The 3049-nt window shown below is 67.5% G+C and carries 4 protein-coding genes and 1 pseudogene; 3 read left to right on the plus strand and 2 right to left on the minus strand.

The features are described 5' to 3' along the window. Positions 1-294: transposase (locus ACQKJZ_RS18760; RefSeq protein ID WP_427733152.1), on the plus strand; the 294-nt coding region annotated here is incomplete at its 5' end. A gap of 249 nt (positions 295-543) precedes the next feature. On the opposite strand, the gene ACQKJZ_RS18765 is transcribed toward ACQKJZ_RS18760, so the two are convergent. Further along, positions 544-1797, minus strand: coding sequence for an aspartyl protease family protein (locus ACQKJZ_RS18765; protein WP_427733158.1), 1254 nt, complete (start codon positions 1795-1797; stop codon positions 544-546). A gap of 277 nt (positions 1798-2074) precedes the next feature. Between ACQKJZ_RS18765 and ACQKJZ_RS18770 the strand changes: the two genes are divergently transcribed. Together ACQKJZ_RS18770 and ACQKJZ_RS18775 are read left to right on the plus strand one after the other, a co-directional pair. Further along, positions 2075-2551, plus strand: coding sequence for a vgr related protein (locus tag ACQKJZ_RS18770; RefSeq protein ID WP_427733154.1), 477 nt, complete (start codon positions 2075-2077; stop codon positions 2549-2551). Further along, positions 2548-2778 carry a hypothetical protein gene (locus tag ACQKJZ_RS18775; RefSeq protein ID WP_427733156.1) on the plus strand — a complete coding sequence of 77 codons (231 nt, stop codon included), beginning with the start codon at positions 2548-2550 and terminating at the stop codon, positions 2776-2778. The genes ACQKJZ_RS18770 and ACQKJZ_RS18775 overlap by 4 nt, the downstream gene beginning before the upstream one ends. 3 nt (positions 2779-2781) lie before the next feature. On the opposite strand, the pseudogene ACQKJZ_RS18780 reads toward ACQKJZ_RS18775, so the two are convergent. Beyond that, positions 2782-3049 (minus strand): annotated as a pseudogene (locus ACQKJZ_RS18780) (CpaF family protein); the annotation flags it as partial.

The following is a 3049-nucleotide window of genomic DNA, read 5'->3' on the forward strand; positions in this document are numbered from 1 at the left end:
TATGCCGACAAGGCCTATGCCAAACGTGCCCGCCGCCAGTGGCTCGGCGCGCAAGGCATCAAGGCGCGGATCATGCACAAGAGCTGGGGCGGGGGGCCCCGGCTGACCCGGTGGCAGCAGCGATATAATGCCCTGATCGCGCCGATCCGCGCCCAGGTCGAGGGCGTCTTTGCCACCCTCAAGCGATGGCGGGGCTTCGACTGCGTACGCTACAAGGGGCTGGCCAGGAACCGCAACGACAGCTTTCTGCTTGCCCTGGCCTACAACATGACCACCGCGCTGCGCCTCACCTGAACCGGGTTCACCCCCCAGGCCAGCGCACCACCGATCGAGCACCCTGCCAGCCGACAGCCGCAAGCCAGCGAACCGCTCCGCCACCGCATCTGTCTATCCGCCATACCCGTCCGGCCCCCTAAATCGGGTTTCGCAACGATCCCCTTGAGGGGAGGGGTTGGGGTGGGGCCTCTCCGCAGGCGTCGGACTGGCGGAAGCGCCCTACCCCCGCCCCCCCCTGAAGGGGCGCTTCCGTTAAGTCATCTTACCTCAATAGAAGCGGGCAAGGGTGAGGCTGCGTTCCTGGCCGTCGCACATGCGCAGGCGGACCGTGGTGCCGGGCTTGCCCACGGTCCAGCGGGCCATGGGGCTGTCCACATAATCCGCCGGGATCGGCCGGCCATCGATGGCGCAGATCGCGTCGCCTTCGCGCCAGCCGGCCTTGTCCGCCGGCCCGCCGCGCATGACGTGCAGCACGCGCAGCCGGTCGCCGCCGACACCCATCAACAGTCCAGCGGTCGAGCGCAGCGCGGGATCGTCGGCATGCGGCCCCGGCGCTAGTACCATCCGCGCGGCGCCGGGATCGAGCAGCACGCGGTAGCGTTGCAGGAAGCCCGATCCCAGCCGCCCGGCGACTCCGACCGATTCGCTGAAGCCCTTGGCCGGTTCGATCCGCACCTCGACGTCATGCGCGGTCAGGCTGCCCAGCTTCAGCGTCGGCGCGATCGCCAGGTCGTTGACGGACGGACCCGCCAGCCCGAAGCCGATTGCGCTGGTGGTCGGCAGCGACGTCAACCTGGCCGCCCGCCAGCCGGCACGGGTGACGGTCAACGCCGATCCGTCGCCGGTGTCGACGATGACCGGCGAGAGGCGCGTGTCGCCCAGGCCCACGGCGCTTTCATAGACGCGCCGCTCGGCCGAGACGGTCAGCGGCGCGGTCGCGCCCCGGAACGGCATGCGACCCGAGGGCAGCAGGCGGAAGCGCTTGGCCTGATAATCGATGTCGAGCGCATGCGCCGCCAGCAGATCGCGCCCGACCAGCAGATCGACCGGCTTGGCATCGCCGGTCGCCAATGCTGGCAAAGACGCCACCGCCACGCCGCCGCCCTTGCGGGTCAGGCCGCCGAGTGACAGCGTGCGGGTCGGCATCCATCCGATCGCCACCGCGCCGCCGATCGCGCTCGCCTCTCCGCCCGGTCGGATGCGCGCGCGTTTCGCCACCGGCGATTCGCGCGACAACAAGGTGAAGCTGACCCCGGTGTCGAGGATCGCCGAGACACCTTGTCCGTCGATGGTCATGGCGAAGCGGATCTGGTTACCGGGCGTCAGCTGAAAGGGGATCCAGCGCGCCTCGGCATCCGCTGCCAGCGTCGCCACCCCCGGATCGCGCGCGGCGGCCGCGACCACATCCTCACCGGCGTCACCCGCCTCGGTGGCCGGTGGCGTCGGCGCCGCCGCGCGCGGTGCTATCATCGCGGCGGTCAGCAACAGGGGGACGGGGAGCAGATAGAGCAAGCGGCGCATCACGCCCCAACGCCTAGCCGAGCCAGAGGCTGCGCGCGCGGGAAATCGGGGGTGTGCATCCACCTCTGCAAAAGCAGCGATGAGGAATACGCCTTGCTTTCAGCACTACCCCGGCCTTCGCCAGGGTGGTGTGTCACGATTTGTAGTGCTTCTCCGCCGGAGGAGCGATCTATCCGTCATCCCTCCCTCCTGCCACTTTCATGGCAGGCAGGAATTGACGGTGGCGCCGGCATCCGTATCCCATGATCGACGTTATCCCGGCAACAAGGAGGCAGGGATGGGCCAACGCATTAGGCGATCGCTGACACCCGGCGAGTTGCGCCACGTGACGCAGATATTCGGCGACGCGCTCGATCATGACCGGGTGAAGATCCACAATCGCCGCGCCTATTTCTTCCAGCCGTCCGACACCGCGATCACGCCCAACGGCGAGGTGTATTTCCCGCCCGCCAGCTATCGGCCCGACTTCTCGACGACGCTCGGCCATGCCGCCTGGCTGATCCACGAACTGACCCATGCCTGGCAATATCAACAGGGCATGTGGGTGAAGCTGCGCGCGGTGTTCAATCGCAATTACCATTACGGCGACCTGTCGCGATCGACCCGCCCCTTCCGGTCCTATGGGATCGAGGCGCAGGCATCGATCGTCACCGATTATTTCCTGCTGACCCACCACCACCAGCCGCAGCGGGGCAGGGGGGCGTATCGCGACTATGTCGACATCATCCCCTTCGTCACCGGGGGGGCTGCATGAAACGCATCCTCGTCGCGCTGCTCGAAAGCGGGCTGACCGCCATTTACTGGTGGCTGGTCGCGACCTTGTCCTTCGGATTGTTCGGCGGTAGCCGCAACCCGCTGGCGCCGCCGCCGGGTCGCGGCGAGATGCTGTTGCAGACGAGCGGAACCGTCATCGTCGCGGTCGTCGTCTATGCCATGCTGTCGCTGCTCTGGCAGAAGTTGGTACGCCCGCGCCTGTTCTGACGCTTACAGGCACGCCTCCAGCAGCGCCTGGTCGAAGCCGAACTGCTTGGCCTTGTCCAGCGTATAGGGGCGCAGGCCCGCCGAGCGATACTCGCCGATGATCTTGCCGTCCGCGCCTTCGTCCAGATAGTGGAAGCTGAACAGCTCCTGCGTGACGATCACCGGGCCTTCCATCCCGATCACTTCCGTAATGTTGGTCACGCGGCGGCTGCCGTCGCGCAGGCGCTTGACCTGGATCACCATGTCGACCGAGTCCGCGATCTGGCGGCTG

The sequence above is a fragment of the Sphingomonas sp. NPDC019816 genome (assembly GCF_050274375.1).
GTDB lineage: Bacteria > Pseudomonadota > Alphaproteobacteria > Sphingomonadales > Sphingomonadaceae > Sphingomonas.